The organism is Bradyrhizobium sp. 139 (genome assembly GCF_023074175.1).
Lineage (GTDB): Bacteria > Pseudomonadota > Alphaproteobacteria > Rhizobiales > Xanthobacteraceae > Bradyrhizobium.
Map to the genome: position 1 here is coordinate 13,089 of NZ_JADPKS010000026.1, position 14,711 is coordinate 27,799.

General features: G+C 64.1%; 16 protein-coding genes and 1 other RNA gene. 11 read left to right on the plus strand and 6 right to left on the minus strand.

Features of this window, described 5'->3' with window-relative positions; translation table 11 throughout:
* Positions 1-423: 423 nt before the first annotated feature.
* On the minus strand, positions 424-930 hold the full coding sequence (locus IVA80_RS07220; protein ID WP_247427266.1) for a lipocalin-like domain-containing protein: 507 nt from the start codon (positions 928-930) through the stop codon (positions 424-426).
* A gap of 28 nt (positions 931-958) precedes the next feature.
* Here IVA80_RS07220 and IVA80_RS07225 point away from each other — a divergent pair, with 28 nt between their 5' ends.
* Complete coding sequence (locus IVA80_RS07225; RefSeq protein ID WP_247427269.1) at positions 959-1,555, plus strand: hypothetical protein; 597 nt, start codon at positions 959-961, stop codon at positions 1,553-1,555.
* A gap of 310 nt (positions 1,556-1,865) precedes the next feature.
* On the plus strand, positions 1,866-2,066 hold the full coding sequence (locus IVA80_RS07230; RefSeq protein ID WP_130220955.1) for a DUF6494 family protein: 201 nt from the start codon (positions 1,866-1,868) through the stop codon (positions 2,064-2,066).
* 158 nt (positions 2,067-2,224) lie between these two features.
* Here IVA80_RS07230 and IVA80_RS07235 read toward each other — a convergent pair whose 3' ends face one another.
* From IVA80_RS07235 to IVA80_RS07255, 5 genes are all read right to left on the minus strand, one after another.
* A complete protein-coding gene (locus IVA80_RS07235; protein ID WP_247427274.1) occupies positions 2,225-3,049 on the minus strand; it encodes a TIGR00282 family metallophosphoesterase in 825 nt (274 codons plus the stop codon).
* On the minus strand, positions 3,027-3,623 hold the full coding sequence (locus IVA80_RS07240; RefSeq protein ID WP_247427278.1) for a 5-formyltetrahydrofolate cyclo-ligase: 597 nt from the start codon (positions 3,621-3,623) through the stop codon (positions 3,027-3,029). Before IVA80_RS07240 ends, IVA80_RS07235 begins: the two co-directional genes overlap by 23 nt.
* 232 nt (positions 3,624-3,855) lie before the next feature.
* Positions 3,856-4,016, minus strand: a non-coding RNA gene (gene ssrS / locus IVA80_RS07245) — 6S RNA.
* 60 nt (positions 4,017-4,076) lie between these two features.
* Positions 4,077-4,460, minus strand: a complete 384-nt coding sequence (locus tag IVA80_RS07250) for a cell division protein ZapA (RefSeq protein WP_247427280.1) — start codon at positions 4,458-4,460, stop codon at positions 4,077-4,079.
* Positions 4,457-4,747, minus strand: a complete 291-nt coding sequence (locus IVA80_RS07255) for a DUF4164 domain-containing protein (protein ID WP_011084341.1) — start codon at positions 4,745-4,747, stop codon at positions 4,457-4,459. The genes IVA80_RS07250 and IVA80_RS07255 overlap by 4 nt, the downstream gene beginning before the upstream one ends.
* Here IVA80_RS07255 and IVA80_RS07260 point away from each other — a divergent pair.
* The 9 genes from IVA80_RS07260 to IVA80_RS07300 all read left to right on the plus strand — a co-directional run bounded on the left by IVA80_RS07260 (position 4,746) and on the right by IVA80_RS07300 (position 14,665).
* On the plus strand, positions 4,746-4,892 hold the full coding sequence (locus IVA80_RS07260; protein ID WP_247427282.1) for a hypothetical protein: 147 nt from the start codon (positions 4,746-4,748) through the stop codon (positions 4,890-4,892). The two genes, IVA80_RS07255 and IVA80_RS07260, sit on opposite strands and share 2 nt — an antisense overlap.
* A 183-nt stretch (positions 4,893-5,075) precedes the next feature.
* Positions 5,076-7,061 carry a transketolase gene (tkt, locus tag IVA80_RS07265; RefSeq protein ID WP_247427284.1) on the plus strand — a complete coding sequence of 662 codons (1,986 nt, stop codon included), beginning with the start codon at positions 5,076-5,078 and terminating at the stop codon, positions 7,059-7,061.
* A 172-nt stretch (positions 7,062-7,233) separates the two neighbouring features.
* Positions 7,234-8,241, plus strand: coding sequence for a type I glyceraldehyde-3-phosphate dehydrogenase (gap, locus tag IVA80_RS07270; protein ID WP_247427286.1), 1,008 nt, complete (start codon positions 7,234-7,236; stop codon positions 8,239-8,241).
* Between the two features lie 143 nt (positions 8,242-8,384).
* Positions 8,385-9,584, plus strand: a complete 1,200-nt coding sequence (locus IVA80_RS07275; protein WP_247427289.1) for a phosphoglycerate kinase — start codon at positions 8,385-8,387, stop codon at positions 9,582-9,584.
* Positions 9,585-9,620: 36 nt separating this feature from the next.
* Complete coding sequence (gene fba / locus IVA80_RS07280) at positions 9,621-10,688, plus strand: class II fructose-bisphosphate aldolase (RefSeq protein ID WP_247427291.1); 1,068 nt, start codon at positions 9,621-9,623, stop codon at positions 10,686-10,688.
* Positions 10,689-10,973: 285 nt separating this feature from the next.
* Positions 10,974-11,999 (plus strand): class I fructose-bisphosphate aldolase, encoded by a 1,026-nt coding sequence (locus IVA80_RS07285; protein ID WP_247427294.1) that lies wholly within the window; start codon positions 10,974-10,976, stop codon positions 11,997-11,999.
* A gap of 3 nt (positions 12,000-12,002) precedes the next feature.
* Complete coding sequence (locus IVA80_RS07290; protein ID WP_247427297.1) at positions 12,003-12,692, plus strand: thiamine phosphate synthase; 690 nt, start codon at positions 12,003-12,005, stop codon at positions 12,690-12,692.
* Between the two features lie 8 nt (positions 12,693-12,700).
* The gene (locus IVA80_RS07295) at positions 12,701-13,783 is read left to right on the plus strand and encodes a tetratricopeptide repeat protein (RefSeq protein ID WP_247427300.1); all 1,083 of its coding nucleotides are present in this window, start codon (positions 12,701-12,703) and stop codon (positions 13,781-13,783) included.
* Between the two features lie 96 nt (positions 13,784-13,879).
* Positions 13,880-14,665: an inositol monophosphatase family protein gene (locus tag IVA80_RS07300; RefSeq protein ID WP_247427303.1), complete on the plus strand. Its 786-nt coding sequence runs from the start codon at positions 13,880-13,882 to the stop codon at positions 14,663-14,665.
* Positions 14,666-14,711 lie beyond the last annotated feature (46 nt).

Sequence of the window (14,711 nt, forward strand, 5' to 3'; positions counted from 1 at the left end):
TTTGACTCGTCGGGCAAAACAGGGGCATAATGCGAATATTCCGAAATCATCCACCCTTCCTTCCCCGTCTTGGGAGAAGGGAAGACAGCGTGCGATCCGTTGGGCACCAGATGCGACCCGCGAGCGCGACTAGGGCATGTACCCATAAACCCGCGCTGCACTTCGTATGAGGTCCGCTCTGCCTCTGATAGCGGCGCGTTGGCGAACCTCACCCTAGATCCGAATTGGGCCAATTGCGGAATTCACCCGGCTCCAGCCTTCATTCAATTCGCGCTGATACCGGCTGCCCGAACGATTTCGGCGCCTTATACGATCGAGCGCCGGGATCTTACTGAGCCCTGGGCCGGACTAAGCGACCGGCTGTGAGACATCCAATGACTTCGCGACCTTGCATTGGCCCCCGCTCAGGACCCGTTTCCAAACCTACTTGGCGCGTTTGTAGACAAGCTCCGAAGAGCCGCCAATGGACGTTGATGGGTTGGTGACCTTCAATTCGTCCGCAGCAATTGTGAATCCTCGCGTCTGTTCGGTCTCTGCCCGATTTGGGAACGAACTGCCCTCAAATTTCAGCGTGTAGGTCTTTTTCGATTCGTCGACCGTGTACGTGCCAAAGTTGGCAATGCTTCCCTGTACCACGGCTTTGTTTTCCTCTGGCGTACCCTGTGCGCGGTTTTGCGTCGCAAACTTCGGAAGATCGGAGCGCACAATTTGCGACGAGAAGTATCCGTTCTCGGTGAAGATCAGGAGCCCTTTCGGCTTGGTGCCCCACGCCGGACTGCCGTCCGGAAGTTTTGTTGTCGAGGAGACGAACGTCCAGGTCCCCACGAGTTGCTCCTTGATCGACTTCTGCTGACCAACGACGTTGCTCGGCAGCAAAGCGACTCCCAACGCCATCAGTGCAGACATGCGGAACACACTACGCCGATTCATGTTCTCCTCCTGTCTCGAATGGTGCGGAATGGATCGCGAATGCGGTCACAATTTCGCGGCCGCGCTTTTGGCGGCCACGGCGCATACTCCGGCAAAAATGGCTTTGACAGCGTGCCCGATCGGGCATCGAATGCTTGATACCGCCCGCGTCTCGTGGACGGTCAGCGAACCAAGTCGGGAGGAAATCATGGGAGAAATCGACCGGCGATCTGCTCTGATGCTCGGTGTCGCGATAGCGGGAACTGTTCTTGTTGCAGCCAATCCAACGGTGGCTCAGCCTTACCGACCCGATGAGGGCAAGGAGCTCGCCCCGGGCGTCCGACTAGTGGAGGTAAGCGAGCGCGAAGCGATGCATGGGCGCGACTCCGTACTCCCAGCCTATAAGCGAATTAAGGTCGTTGACATAGTCTTCCAGCCGAAGGTAACGCACAAAGACGATGCCATGCGAAACGACATGGTCTGCCAGTGCCTCGACGGCGAAATGCGGCTCGATCATCGCGATGGCCACCCGTTCACGGTCAAGAAAAACGACGTATGGACCTGTGTCAAAGGTGAACCAGAGGACACTGAGAACATAGGGAATAGCGCCGCTATCATGCGAGTCATCAATCTGATGCCTGCCTGAGAAGATTGCGAGAGGGAATTCTCCTCCACCTCGCACCTATACGCGGTCCCGGCTCCAACAAACGCTCTGCTGTCCCAATCACCAGGGAGGGTCCGCTTTGGGTCACAAGCGGCGGTCGGGGACAGCGCCAGCCGTGTCCGGTCCACCTCAAACGGCCGACCTTGCAGCCCCAGGTGTACTCTTCGCTCCGGGCCGACGTTGTAGGCAATCAGGTTGAGGAGAAAGTCGGCGGCGACGCGACTTGGGCCTCGATGTTTGGTCTTTGCTCGCCTCGTGTTAGACTTCGCCTGCCCGACCAGGGAGAACAGCCATGACCGCCGAGTTCGATGAAGACCGCTTCAATATGGCTATCCGTAAATTTCTGAAGCATGTCGGAGTTACATCGCAGCGTGAAATTGAGAACCTGGTGCGTAGCGGGGCGGTGAAAGGTGGCAAGCTCAAACTGCGAATGACCCTGTCCGCTGAGGGGACGCCGCTGAAACATGTAGTCGAGGAAACAATCGCACTCTGACGATGTCCCGGCTGCCCCCGGCATTGCCGCCCTCTTGGTGGAGCATTCAATCCTGTTGATTTCCAGCAACGTCCGCCTTGGGTCACAAGCCGCCGATCACGCTCAAGGTGGGAGACTTCCGCTTTGCGCTGGTAAGCTGACGTTTATGAGTACACGCCCTAGCTCAACCAGAACTTCGGCGTCGTCGGCTCCAGCCTTCCGCCTGCGCGCACGGGCGCGATCCGCAGCGCAAGGCCTGTCGCATCATCCGTCTCCACCGCAACGCCGCTCAGCGTCGCCGCGCCCGCCGCGGGCTCGAAGCGGCCCGAGGGAATCCCCGAGGTGAACCTGCGCAGCGGTTCTTCCTTCTGCATGCCGATGATGGAATCGTAGTCTCCGGTCATGCCGGCGTCGGTCATGTAGGCGGTGCCGCCGGACAGGATCTGGTGGTCGGCCGTCGGCACATGGGTGTGGGTGCCGACGACGAGGCTGGCGCGGCCGTCGCAGAAGAAGCCGATGCCCTGCTTTTCGCTGCTCGCCTCGCAATGGAAGTCGACGACGATGGCGTCGGCGGCAACGCCGAGCGGGCAGGCGCCGAGCTCGCGCTCCAGCGCCGCAAAGGGATCGTCGAACGGGGTCATGAAGACGCGGCCGAGCGCGTTGACGACGAGCGCGTGCTTGCCGTTCTTGGTCTCGACCAGCGCAGCGCCGCGGCCGGGCGTGCCGCGCGGATAGTTCGCGGGCCGCACCAGGCGTTCGGCACGCTCGATGAACACCAGCGCCTCGCGCTGGTCCCAGGAATGGTTGCCGAGCGTCACCGCATCGGCGCCGGCATCGAGAAACTCCTGGTAGATCGCCTCGGTGATGCCGAAGCCGCCGGCGGAATTCTCGCCGTTGACGACGACGAAATCGAGCGACCAGTCCTTGACCATGCCGGGCAGATATTCGGCGATCGCCGTGCGCCCCGCACGGCCGACGACATCACCCACGAAGAGAATGCGCAACTTCAGAACTCCGGAAATCGAACACGTCCGATTCCGTTAGCACATAATCCAGCGCGACGTCGTGCGATAGTGCCGGAACCGCCTTGATCTCCTGCGCTGCAAAAGCAAGCCCGATGCCGACGATGTTCTTGGCCTTGCGCAGATGCGCGAAGGTGTGGTCGTAGTGCCCCGCGCCGTAGCCGATGCGATGGCCGAGACGGTCGAAGGCCGCGAGCGGCGTCAGCATGATGTCGGGGATGACTTCGCTTGCTGCCGGTGACGGTTCGGGAATGCCGAGCGGACCGAGCATCAGCCGGTCGTTCGGGTGGAAGATGCGGAAGACCAGCGACTGGCCGCGCGCGGTGACGCAGGGCAACGCGAGCTTTGCGCCCTCCTCGGCGAGCTTCTTCATCAGCGGCAGCGGATCGATCTCGCTGCGGATCGCCGAATAGCCGGAGACGATGCTGCCGGGCAAGAGCGTGAACGGCAGCCCGCGCATGGCGAGCTTTGCGGCCGCGGCGATGCGCTTCTTCTCGCTCAGCGCGTCGCGCGCCGCGAGGGCTTTGGCACGGAGTTCGGCTTTGGAGTTGGACATGCGCGTTTTCCCCCGAGGCAGATCCTGTCTACCGTCATCGTCCGCCTTGTGCGCCCTTGCGCACTGGGGCGGACGATCCAGTATTCCAGAGACGCTAGTGATCAAGCATCAACGCCGCGGCGTACTGGATGCCCCGCCTGCGCGGGGCATGACACCGAACTCGACCGCAGTCTGACGCGCAATTTCGAAGGCACTAACCATTCGACAGGCACGAACCGGAAGAAAACAACAGTGCGAAGCCGCGGACGCCGTTGAAGCACTCGATCCCGGAGTTCCCTACGAAAGTAGGTGGGCACCATATGTCCGAGCCCACGGGCCCGGCCAGGGACAGTTCCCTAAAGGATCGATAAGGCCCCGGGGATATATGGCTCCGGACGCGCGTCGCAGCCTCGCCCGCGTAATGTAACAACGATACTGACGAATCGCCAGCCCGTTGCACGGGCTTGCCCCCAATCAGCCGATCGCGATCCCGTTGCCGACGGTCCGGTTCAGGACCTGGGTCGACTTCTCGATGCGCTCGGCCGCGGCGTTCAGCGCGTTCACGACCGCTGTCTGGGTCAGCCGGGCGCGCTCGACGGCGGCGTTGCGGAAATCCCTAAGTTCGGTCAGCTCCTGCTCCAAGGTGCGGATGCGGTTGCCGGCATCGACCAGCTCGTCGCAGACGGTCAGCGCCGCCATCACGGTCAGGCGCGCATCGCCGATCTCGCCGAATTTTCCGCGCAGCGACTGAATCCGCGTCTCCAGGCTTTCGGCGAGCTTCAGCAGCCGCACCTCCTGGCCCTCCTCGCAGGCCATGCGGTATTGCCGGCCGTTGATGGTGACGTTGATGTGGCTCATCCATCCTCTCCGGTATCGAGCACCGAGCGTATCGTGACGATCGCGGAATCCAACCGGTCGGAGATCTCGCGATTGGTGCGCTCGAGCTTGCGCGCCTTCACCAGCGCGCCGTCGAGCTCGTCGGCAAGCCGCGAGCGATCCGCGCCCAGCGCTTGGATCCGCGCCGCAAGCTCGTTCTCGTCGCGATCGGCATCGCGCCGCCGTTCCACCGCGCTTTCGAGCGCATCGAGCGCCGCCATGAGTCTGCGGGTCGCGATCTCGATCTCGACGGCGGAGGACTCCGTCATGGCAGAGCTGTTGGAAACGCGATCGTTCATGCAGTCAGCGGCGGAACCTGTGGCCTATCCGGAGGCATTTACCTTGGGACTTGCCGCCCGGCAAAAGACTCGGTTCGGCAAGCGGTTAGAAGCAGAAATTTACGTGGCAAGCTAGCCGAGCGCAACGTCGCCGCGAAACTATGCACCGCTAAGCAACTTTTCCGGCCAAACCGACGTTTGATCGCCTTGGACTCCCGGAACCGAGGTGCTATCCCAGCCCGACCTCCAGTGCCCGCCAAGCTCCTCCCACGCGGCCCCGCACCGCCGCCAAGCGCCTCATTTCAGACGGATTTCAGACATGCTGCAAGTCGACCACACCCGTATGGCCAACGCGATCCGTGGCCTCGCGATGGACGCCGTCGAGAAGGCGAAGTCGGGCCATCCCGGCCTGCCGATGGGCGCGGCCGACATGGCCACGGTGCTGTTCACGCAATTCCTGAAATTCGACGCCGCAGCGCCTGCCTGGCCTGACCGCGACCGCTTTGTGCTCTCGGCCGGCCACGGTTCGATGCTGCTCTATGCGCTCTTGTACCTGACCGGCAATTCCGAAATGACGCTGGACCAGATCAAGCAGTTCCGCCAGGTCGACTCGCTGACCCCCGGGCACCCCGAGAATTTCCGCACCAACGGCATCGAGACCACCACAGGCCCGCTCGGCCAGGGCATCTCGACCGCGGTCGGCATGGCGCTGGCCGAGAAGATGCTCGCTGCTGAGTTCGGCAAGAAGATCGTCGACCACCACACCTTCGTGCTCGCCTCCGACGGCGACCTGATGGAAGGCGTGTCGCAAGAAGCGATCGCGATGGCCGGGCACTGGAAGCTCAACAAGATGATCGTGCTGTACGACGACAACGGCATCTCGATCGACGGCCCGACCTCGATTTCCGATTCCGTCGACCAGGTGAAGCGCTTTAAGGCGTGCGGCTGGGCCGCCGAGAAGATCGACGGTCACGATCAGGCCGCCATCGCCGCCGCGATCACCCGTGCCAAGAAATCCAGCAAGCCGACGCTGATCGCCTGCCGCACCACCATCGGCTTCGGCGCGCCGCACAAGGCCGGCACGGCGAAGGCGCACGGCGAGGCGCTCGGCGCCGAGGAGCTCAAGGCCGCCAAGGAAAATCTCGGCATCGCGCTCGAGCCGTTCTCGGTGCCGGACGACGTGCTGAAGGCCTGGCGCGAAGCCGGCAGCCGCGGCGCAACTGCGCGGCAGGAATGGGAAGGCCGACTCGGTGAGCTCGGCAGCCGCAAGCGCGCCGAGTTCGAGCGCCGCCTGCGCCATGAGCGTCCGGCCGCGCTCGCGAAGGCGGTAAGCGCCTACAAGAAGGAGCTGTTGGAAAAGCCGATGGTTGCGGCGACCCGCAAATCCTCCGAAGCGGTGATCGAAGTCATTGCCGGCGTCATGCCGATGGAATTCCTGGCAGGCTCCGCCGACCTCACCGGCTCCAACAACAACAAGGCGAAGTCGGCAACGGCCTTCTCGGCCAAAACGCCGAAGGGCCGCTTCATCCATTACGGCATCCGCGAGCACGGCATGGCGGCTGCGATGAACGGCATCTTCCTGCACGGCGGCTTCGCCCCGAACGGCGCGACCTTCCTGGTCTTCACCGACTATGCACGGCCCGCGATGCGGCTTGCCGCCTTGATGGGCGCCGGCGTCGTCTACGTGATGACGCACGATTCCATCGGACTCGGCGAAGATGGCCCAACCCATCAGCCGGTCGAGCATCTCGCCGCGCTCCGCGCCATTCCGAACATGCGCGTGTTCCGCCCCTGCGACTCCATCGAGGTCGCCGAGTGCTGGGAGCTCGCGCTCAACCGCATCGACGGCCCCACCGTGCTGGCGCTGACGCGGCAGAACCTGCCGCAACTGCGCACCACCGTGCCGAATGAAAATCCCTGCCAGCAGGGCGCCTATGAGCTTGTCGCCGCCCAGGGCGAGGCCAAGGCCACGCTGTTCGCGTCCGGCTCCGAGGTCGAGATCGCGGTCGCCGCCCAGAAGCAGCTCGCGGAACGCGGCATCCCGTCGCGGGTGGTCTCAGTGCCCTCGCTCGAGCTGTTGTTAGCGCAACCAGAGGCCAAGCGCGCGGCCATCATCGGCGACGCGCCGGTGAAGGTCGCGATCGAGGCTGCGGTCCGCTGGGGCTGGGATGCCGTGATCGGCCAGGATGGCGATTTTATCGGCATGCATTCCTTCGGCGAGAGCGGACCGGCGAAGGACCTTTACAAGCATTTCGGCATTACCGCCGAGGCTGCGGTTAACGCTGTGCTGAAGCGCGTTTCCTGAGAGTTGAGCTTGCCAAAAAAAAGGGCTACGTAACCTCCTCATATGATCAGTCGCCGCCCGGCCGAACCGGGCGTCCGCCCTAAAAAAACCCTCGCAGGCGCGCTAAGCGCGTTGTGCGGGATGGTAGGCGTTATCGAACACACGTCATTGAACGGTCATAAGGAGACGAAACATGGCAGTCCGCGTCGGAATTAACGGTTTTGGCCGCATCGGCCGCAACATCCTGCGGGCTATCGCCGAGTCCGGCCGCACCGACATCGAGGTCGTCGGCATCAACGACCTCGGCCCGGTCGAGACCAACGCCCATCTGCTCCGCTTCGACAGCGTCCATGGCCGTTTCCCCGGTACCGTGACCGTCGATGGTGACACCATTAATCTCGGCAACGGCAAGATCAAAGTGACCGCCGAGCGCGATCCCTCGAAGCTGCCTTGGAAGGATCTCGGCGTCGACATCGCGATGGAATGCACCGGCATCTTCACCGCGAAGGACAAGGCCTCCGCGCATCTGACCGCCGGCGCCAAGCGCGTGCTGGTCTCCGCGCCCGCCGACGGCGCCGACGCCACCATCGTGTATGGCGTCAACCACGACACGCTGACCAAGGATCACCTGATCGTTTCCAACGGCTCCTGCACGACCAACTGCCTTGCGCCGGTCGCCAAGGTGCTGAACGACCTGGTCGGCATCGAGACCGGCTTCATGACCACGATCCACGCCTATACCGGCGACCAGCCCACGCTCGACACCATGCACAAGGATCTCTACCGCGGCCGTGCGGCTGCGATGTCGATGATCCCGACCTCGACCGGCGCCGCCAAGGCGATCGGCCTCGTGCTGCCCGAATTGAAAGGCAAGCTCGACGGCGTCGCGATCCGCGTGCCGACCCCGAACGTCTCCGTCGTCGATCTCAAGATCGTCGCCAAGCGCGCCACCGATCCGAAGGAAATCAACGAGGCGATGAAGCGCGCCTCCGAGCAGCAGCTCAAGGGCATCCTCGGCTACACCACGGCGCCGAACGTCTCGATCGACTTCAATCACGACCCGCACTCGTCCACCTTCCACATGGACCAGACCAAGGTGCAGAACGGCACGCTGGTGCGCGTAATGTCCTGGTACGACAACGAATGGGGCTTCTCGAACCGCATGGCAGATACCGCCGTCGCGATCGCGAAGGTGATCTAAGCTCAAAGTCTCGTGTCCCGGACGCGGCGCAGCGCTTCGGCGCTGCTCCGCATATCCGGGACCGATGTCTCACCCGCGTAAGTCCCGGTTCAGCACAGCGGCACTTCGCGCCGCTAGTAGCGCCCGGGACAAGAGAGTGTCCGATGGCAAACAAATTCCGCACCCTCGACGACGTCGACGTGACGGGCAAGCGCGTGCTGCTGCGGGTCGATCTCAACGTGCCCATGGACAACGGGCGTGTCAGCGACGCCACCCGGCTCGAGCGCGTCGCGCCGACCATTACCGAAATCTCGGACAAGGGCGGCAAAGTCATCCTGCTCGCACATTTCGGCCGGCCAAAGGGACGCGATCCCAAGGAATCGCTCAAGCCCGTCGCCGAGGCGCTGTCGAAGGTCGTGAAGAAGCCCGTCGCCTTCGCCGACGACTGCATCGGCGAGCTCGCGGCCACGGCTGTGGCGGCGCTGAAGGATGGCGACATCCTCTGTCTCGAAAACACCCGCTTCCATAAGGAAGAGGAAAAGAACGATCCCGCCTTCGTCGCGGAATTGGCAAAGCTCGGCGACATCTGGGTCAATGACGCCTTCTCGGCGGCGCACCGCGCCCATGCCACGACCGAAGGCCTCGGTCACAAGCTGCCGGCCTATGCCGGCCGTACCATGCAGGCCGAGCTCGTCGCGCTGGAGAAGGCGCTGGGTTCGCCGACCAAGCCGGTCATCGCGATCATTGGCGGCGCCAAGGTCTCGACCAAGATCGACCTGCTCGAAAACCTCGTCAACAAGGTCGATGCGCTCGTGATCGGCGGCGGCATGGCCAACACCTTCCTGCACGCCCAGGGCGTCGGGATCGGCAAGTCGCTGGCCGAGAAGGATCTCGCCGCCACTGCGCTGCGCATCATGGAGAAGGCGGAAGCCGCCAATTGCGCCATCATTCTGCCGGTCGACGCCACCGTCGCCTACCATTTCGCCGCCAATGCGCCATCGCATGCCTATGGCCTCGACGCGATTCCGGCCGACGGCATGATCCTCGACGTCGGTCCGCAATCGATCGCGCGTGTCCATGCCGCCATCGATGACGCGGCGACCCTGGTCTGGAACGGACCGCTCGGCGCCTTCGAGATGCAGCCGTTCGACCGCGGCACGGTCGCAGCCGCCAAGCATGCTGCCCAGCGCACCAAGGCGAAGAAGCTGATTTCGATTGCGGGCGGCGGCGACACGGTTGCGGCCCTCAACCAGGCCCATGTGGCCGGTCAATTCACCTATGTCTCGACTGCCGGTGGCGCATTTCTTGAATGGATGGAAGGCAAGCCCCTTCCCGGCGTCGAAGTTCTGCGCACAGGTAATTAGTCGGGCCTTGCAGGCCTAAACGGGAGAAAAAGACAGATGGCTCGGATCACGTTACGTCAATTGCTCGACCATGCGGCGGAGAACGATTACGGCGTACCGGCCTTCAACATCAACAACATGGAGCAGGCGCTGGCGATCATGGACGCGGCCAACACGGTCGACGCGCCCGTCATTATCCAGGCCTCGCGCGGTGCGCGCTCCTACGCCAATGACATCATGCTCAAGCACATGATGGACGCGGTGACCGAGATCTATCCGCACATTCCGGTCTGCGTGCATCTCGACCACGGCAACGAGGCCGCGACCTGCATGACCGCGATCCAGGCCGGCTTCACCTCTGTCATGATGGACGGCTCGCTCAAGGCCGACGGCAAGACCCCCGGCGACTGGAACTACAATGTCGGCGTCACCAAGACCGTGACCGACATGGCCCATCTCGGCGGCATCTCGGTCGAGGGAGAGTTAGGGGTGCTCGGCTCGCTCGAGACCGGCATGGGCGACAAGGAAGACGGCCACGGCGCCGAAGGCAAGCTGTCGCACGACCAGCTCCTGACCAATCCGGACGAGGCCGTGAAGTTCGTCCAGGAGACCAGGGTCGACGCGCTCGCGATCGCGATGGGGACTTCTCACGGTGCTTACAAATTTACCCGCAAGCCGGACGGCGACATCCTCGCCATGAAGGTGATCGAGGAGATCCACCGCAAACTGCCGAACACGCACCTTGTCATGCATGGTTCGTCCTCGGTGCCGCAGGACCTCCAGGACATCATCAACGAGTTCGGCGGCAAGATGAAGCCGACCTGGGGCGTGCCTGTTACCGAGATCCAGCGCGGCATCAAGAACGGCGTGCGCAAGATCAACATCGACACCGACAACCGCATGGCCATGACCGGCCAGATCCGCAAAGTGTTCAAGGAGCACCCGGAAGAGTTCGATCCGCGCAAGTACCTGAAGCCCGCGATGGAAGCGATGACCAAGCTGTGCAAGCAGCGGCTCCAGGAGTTCAATACCGCCGGCCAAGCCTCCAAGATCAAGAAGGTCCTGACCACCGCCGAGATGGCCAAGCGCTACGCCAAGGGCGAGCTCGACCCCCGCGTCGCGTAGCGATCGCGTGGTGGCGTAAGGCCAATGCTCTATCCTCCCCCTCGCTCCGCTTGCGGGGAGAGGGTTGGGGTGAGGGGGAGTCTCCACAAGGACGGGGACAGTTGGACTCGCGGAGAGTCCCCCTCACCCGGAAATCGCGCTTCGCACGATTCCGGCCTCTCCCCGCAGGCGGGGAGAGGCGAACATCCCCCTCCCCCTTTACCCTGCGACGAACGTTAACTCGGCAATTGCCCGAGAACGGTCTATTTTCACAGCCAAGGGCAGCATCGTTTTGGGAGGACCTCGATGAATCTGACTGAGCTCAACAGGATCGCGGCCGCCATGGTCGCGCCCGGCAAGGGCATCCTTGCCGCCGACGAGTCTTCCGGCACCATCAAGAAGCGCTTTGACGCGATCGGCGTGGACTCGACGGAAACGAGCCGCCGCGACTATCGCGAGATGCTCTTTCGGTCGAAGGAGGCCATGAGCAAGTACATCTCCGGCGTCATTCTCTATGACGAGACGATCTGGCAGGATGCCAGGGACGGCACGCCGCTGATCAAGCTGATCGAGGAGAGCGGCGCCATTCCCGGCATCAAGGTCGACGAAGGCACGCAAGGCCTGCCGATGTGCCCGGGCGAGCTCGTCACCGTCGGGCTGGACAAGCTCGCCGAGCGGCTGAAGAAATATTACGAGCGCGGCGCGCGCTTTGCCAAATGGCGCGCGGTGATCGACATCGGCAGCGGGATTCCCTCGATGACCGCGATCAGCGTCAACGCCCATGCGCTGGCGCGTTATGCCGCGCTATGCCAGGCCGCGCAGATCGTGCCGATCGTCGAGCCGGAAGTGCTGATGGACGGCGATCACGACATCGACCGCTGCTATGAGGTAACGCAACGCGTGCTCAACCAGACGTTTCAGGAATTGTGCGTGCAGCGCGTTGCGCTCGAAGGCATGGTGCTGAAGCCGAACATGGCGATCTCTGGCAAGAAGTGCGCGAAGCAGGCCCCCGTCGAGGAGGTCGCGGAGAAGACCGTGCGGCTCTTGAAGGCGTGCGTGCCGGCGGCGGTGCCCGGCATCGCCTTCCTCTCCGGCGGCCAATCGGACGAGGAGGCAACTGCGCATCTCAACGCCATGCACAAGCTCGGTCCGCTGCCCTGGGGCCTGACCTTCTCCTACGGCCGCGCGCTGCAGGCCGCGCCGCAGAAGGCCTGGTCCGGCAAGGCCGAGAATGTCGCAGCCGGCCAAAGCGCATTCAGCCATCGCGCCCGGATGAATGGTCTGGCGTCCAAGGGCGAATGGCAAAGCAGCCTGGAAAAGAAGGCGGCCTAGATCTTGTCGAACAAATCGCCTCCGCCGCGCCCGGCGCCGCGCCTGTATCTCGCGACGCCTGTTGTCGATGATCCCGCGGCGCTCGTCGCCGAGTTGCCGGACCTGCTCGCGTCTGCCGATGTCGCGGCCGTGCTGGTTCGGCTGAAGGAGACCGACCAGCGCACCATGATCTCGCGCATCAAGGCGCTGGCGGCGCCGGTCCAGAAAGCGGGCGCCGCGCTGCTGATCGACGGACATGCCGAACTCGTCGCGCGCGGCGGCGCCGACGGTGCGCACCTGTCAGGCCTGGCCGCGCTCGAAGAGGCCGCGCCATCGCTCAAGCCCGATCGCATCGCCGGGGTCGGCGGGCTTGAGACGCGCCACGATTCCATGAGCGCGGGCGAGATGGGCGCTGACTATGTGCTGTTCGGCGAACCTGACGAGAAAGGCGAGCGGCCATCGTCCCAGGCTATCGCCGAGCGCCTGGACTGGTGGGCTGAGCTGTTCGAGCCGCCCTGCGTCGGCTTTGCCACCTCGCTCGAAGAAGCCCACGAGTTCGCCGCCAGCGGCGCCGATTTCGTGCTGGTCGGCGAATTCGTCTGGTCCGACCCGCGGGGTCCCAAGGCCGCGCTGATCGAGGTAGACGCTACGATCAAGAAGGCCCATGCAATTGCGCTTGCGGGCCAAGATCCTGCGGGCCGGGAGCACGGCTAGCGCCCGACATGAAGCTCCCGCGCATCACCATGCTGGCCACGCTGCTGCTGACGGCGCCCGCGGCCGCGCAGCTCCAGATCACACCGCCGGTGGCAACGCCGGGCGCGCCCGCCGAGAAGCAGAAGCCCAAGGCGCCCCCGGTCGCCACGAAGAAGGAGGCCGCGCCGGCACCGAAGCCTTCGAACTCCCCCAAGCCGGCCGCCTCGCCCAAGCCGGCGCTGCCAGCGACTGTGATCCCCGCGCCGGCAACCGACAATCCCAATGTCGATCTGGTGTTCGGCGCCTATCAGCGCGGCCAGTACAAGACGGCATTCGATCTCGCCACCGCCCGCGCACAAGCGGGCGATCCCAAGGCGATGACCATGCTGGGCGAACTCTATTCCAACGCCATGGGCGTCCGCCGCGACTACGCCAAGGCGCTGGAATGGTACAAGCGCGCCGCCGATGCCGGCGACCGCGAGGCGATGTTCGCGCTCGCCATGCTGCGGATTTCCGGCCGCGGCGGCTCAGTCGACAAAAGCGAGGCGGTGAAGCTGATGGCTTCCGCCGCCAAGCTCGGCGAGCCCAAGGCGGCCTATAACCTCGCTCTGCTCTATCTGGACGGCCAGACCCTGCCGCAGGACGTCAGGCGTTCCGCCGAACTGCTGCGCCAGGCGGCCGATGCCGGCCTGCCGGAGGCACAATACGCGCTCGCGACCTTCTACAAGGAAGGCACCGGCGTGCCGAAAGACCCGGAACGCGCGGTGCGGCTGCTCCAGGCGGCTACGCTGGCCGACAACGTCGATGCCGAAGTTGAATATGCCATCGCCATGTTCAACGGCACCGGAACGCCGAAGAACCAGCCGGCCGCTGTCGCGTTGCTCCGCAAGGCCTCCCGCCAGGGCAGCGCGATCGCGCAGAACCGCCTGGCCTGGGTGCTGATCAACGGCATGGGCGCATCCGCGGACAAGATCGAGGGCTTCAAATGGCACCTGGTGGCGAAAACCGCCGGCAAGGGCGATCCGGAGCTCGACAAGCAATTGTCCGACCTGCCGGCCGAAGACCGGGCCAAGGCCGAGGCCGCCGCCAAAAAATGGCTCGGGACCAAATGACTTGACGCAATGACTTGACCTTGGGGCCCTCGCAGGGCACCCCATCCTTCAAACAGGCGCGATTTCCCGCCATTTCCCCGATCAAAACCAGAGCTCATGCTGTATTCCGCCACTATCAACGTCATGGTCAAAGCCGCGCGCCGCGCCGGCCGCAGCCTCAAGCGCGATCTCGGCGAGATCGAGCATTTGCAGGTCTCGCTGAAGGGTCCGGCCAATTTCGTCTCGCTGGCCGACAAGCGCGCCGAGGAGATCCTCTATCAGGACCTTGCCAAGGCCCGTCCCGGCTACGGCTTCATCGGCGAGGAAGGCGGCACCCGCGAGGGCAGTGACAAGAGCCACACCTGGATCGTCGATCCCCTCGACGGCACCACCAACTTCCTGCACGGCATCCCGCAATTTGCGATCTCGATCGGCCTTTCCCGCGAAGGCACGGTGATCGCCGGCGTGATCTACAATCCAGCCAATGACGAGCTCTACATCGCCGAGCGCGGCAAGGGCGCCTTTCTCAACGACCAGCGCCTGCGCGTGGCCGGCCGCCGCCAGCTCAACGAGTGCGTGGTGGCCTGCGGCCTGCCCCATATCGGCCGCGGCGACCACGAGGAATTCCGCCGCGAGATGACCGCGATCCAGGACCGCGTCGCAGGCCTGCGCCGTTTCGGCGCCGCCTCCCTCGATCTCGCCTTCGTCGCCGCCGGCCGCCTCGACGGCTACTGGGAGCGCAACCTCCAATCCTGGGACATCGCCGCCGGCCAGATCATGGTGCGCGAAGCCGGTGGCACGATCACCGACATCGACACCCCCGGCGATGCGCTGGTCACCGGCCACGTCGTGTGCGGGAATGAGTTCGTGCACGGGGAGCTGGTGAAGATTTTGCGGAAGTAGGCGTAAGGCCAAAGCCTCGCCTCACACCGCGCCGTCATCATGACAG

Coding starts and splice junctions, on each gene's coding strand:
- IVA80_RS07255 (WP_011084341.1), bottom strand. CDS start 4,747: ATGACGGAGTCCTCCGCCGTCGAGATCGAGATCGCGACCCGCAGACTC.
- IVA80_RS07240 (WP_247427278.1), bottom strand. CDS start 3,623: ATGTCCAACTCCAAAGCCGAACTCCGTGCCAAAGCCCTCGCGGCGCGC.
- IVA80_RS07230 (WP_130220955.1), top strand. CDS start 1,866: ATGACCGCCGAGTTCGATGAAGACCGCTTCAATATGGCTATCCGTAAA.
- IVA80_RS07300 (WP_247427303.1), top strand. CDS start 13,880: ATGCTGTATTCCGCCACTATCAACGTCATGGTCAAAGCCGCGCGCCGC.
- IVA80_RS07250 (WP_247427280.1), bottom strand. CDS start 4,460: ATGAGCCACATCAACGTCACCATCAACGGCCGGCAATACCGCATGGCC.
- tkt (WP_247427284.1), top strand. CDS start 5,076: ATGCTGCAAGTCGACCACACCCGTATGGCCAACGCGATCCGTGGCCTC.
- gap (WP_247427286.1), top strand. CDS start 7,234: ATGGCAGTCCGCGTCGGAATTAACGGTTTTGGCCGCATCGGCCGCAAC.
- fba (WP_247427291.1), top strand. CDS start 9,621: ATGGCTCGGATCACGTTACGTCAATTGCTCGACCATGCGGCGGAGAAC.
- IVA80_RS07275 (WP_247427289.1), top strand. CDS start 8,385: ATGGCAAACAAATTCCGCACCCTCGACGACGTCGACGTGACGGGCAAG.
- IVA80_RS07220 (WP_247427266.1), bottom strand. CDS start 930: ATGAATCGGCGTAGTGTGTTCCGCATGTCTGCACTGATGGCGTTGGGA.
- IVA80_RS07260 (WP_247427282.1), top strand. CDS start 4,746: ATGGCAGAGCTGTTGGAAACGCGATCGTTCATGCAGTCAGCGGCGGAA.
- IVA80_RS07285 (WP_247427294.1), top strand. CDS start 10,974: ATGAATCTGACTGAGCTCAACAGGATCGCGGCCGCCATGGTCGCGCCC.
- IVA80_RS07295 (WP_247427300.1), top strand. CDS start 12,701: ATGAAGCTCCCGCGCATCACCATGCTGGCCACGCTGCTGCTGACGGCG.
- IVA80_RS07225 (WP_247427269.1), top strand. CDS start 959: ATGGATCGCGAATGCGGTCACAATTTCGCGGCCGCGCTTTTGGCGGCC.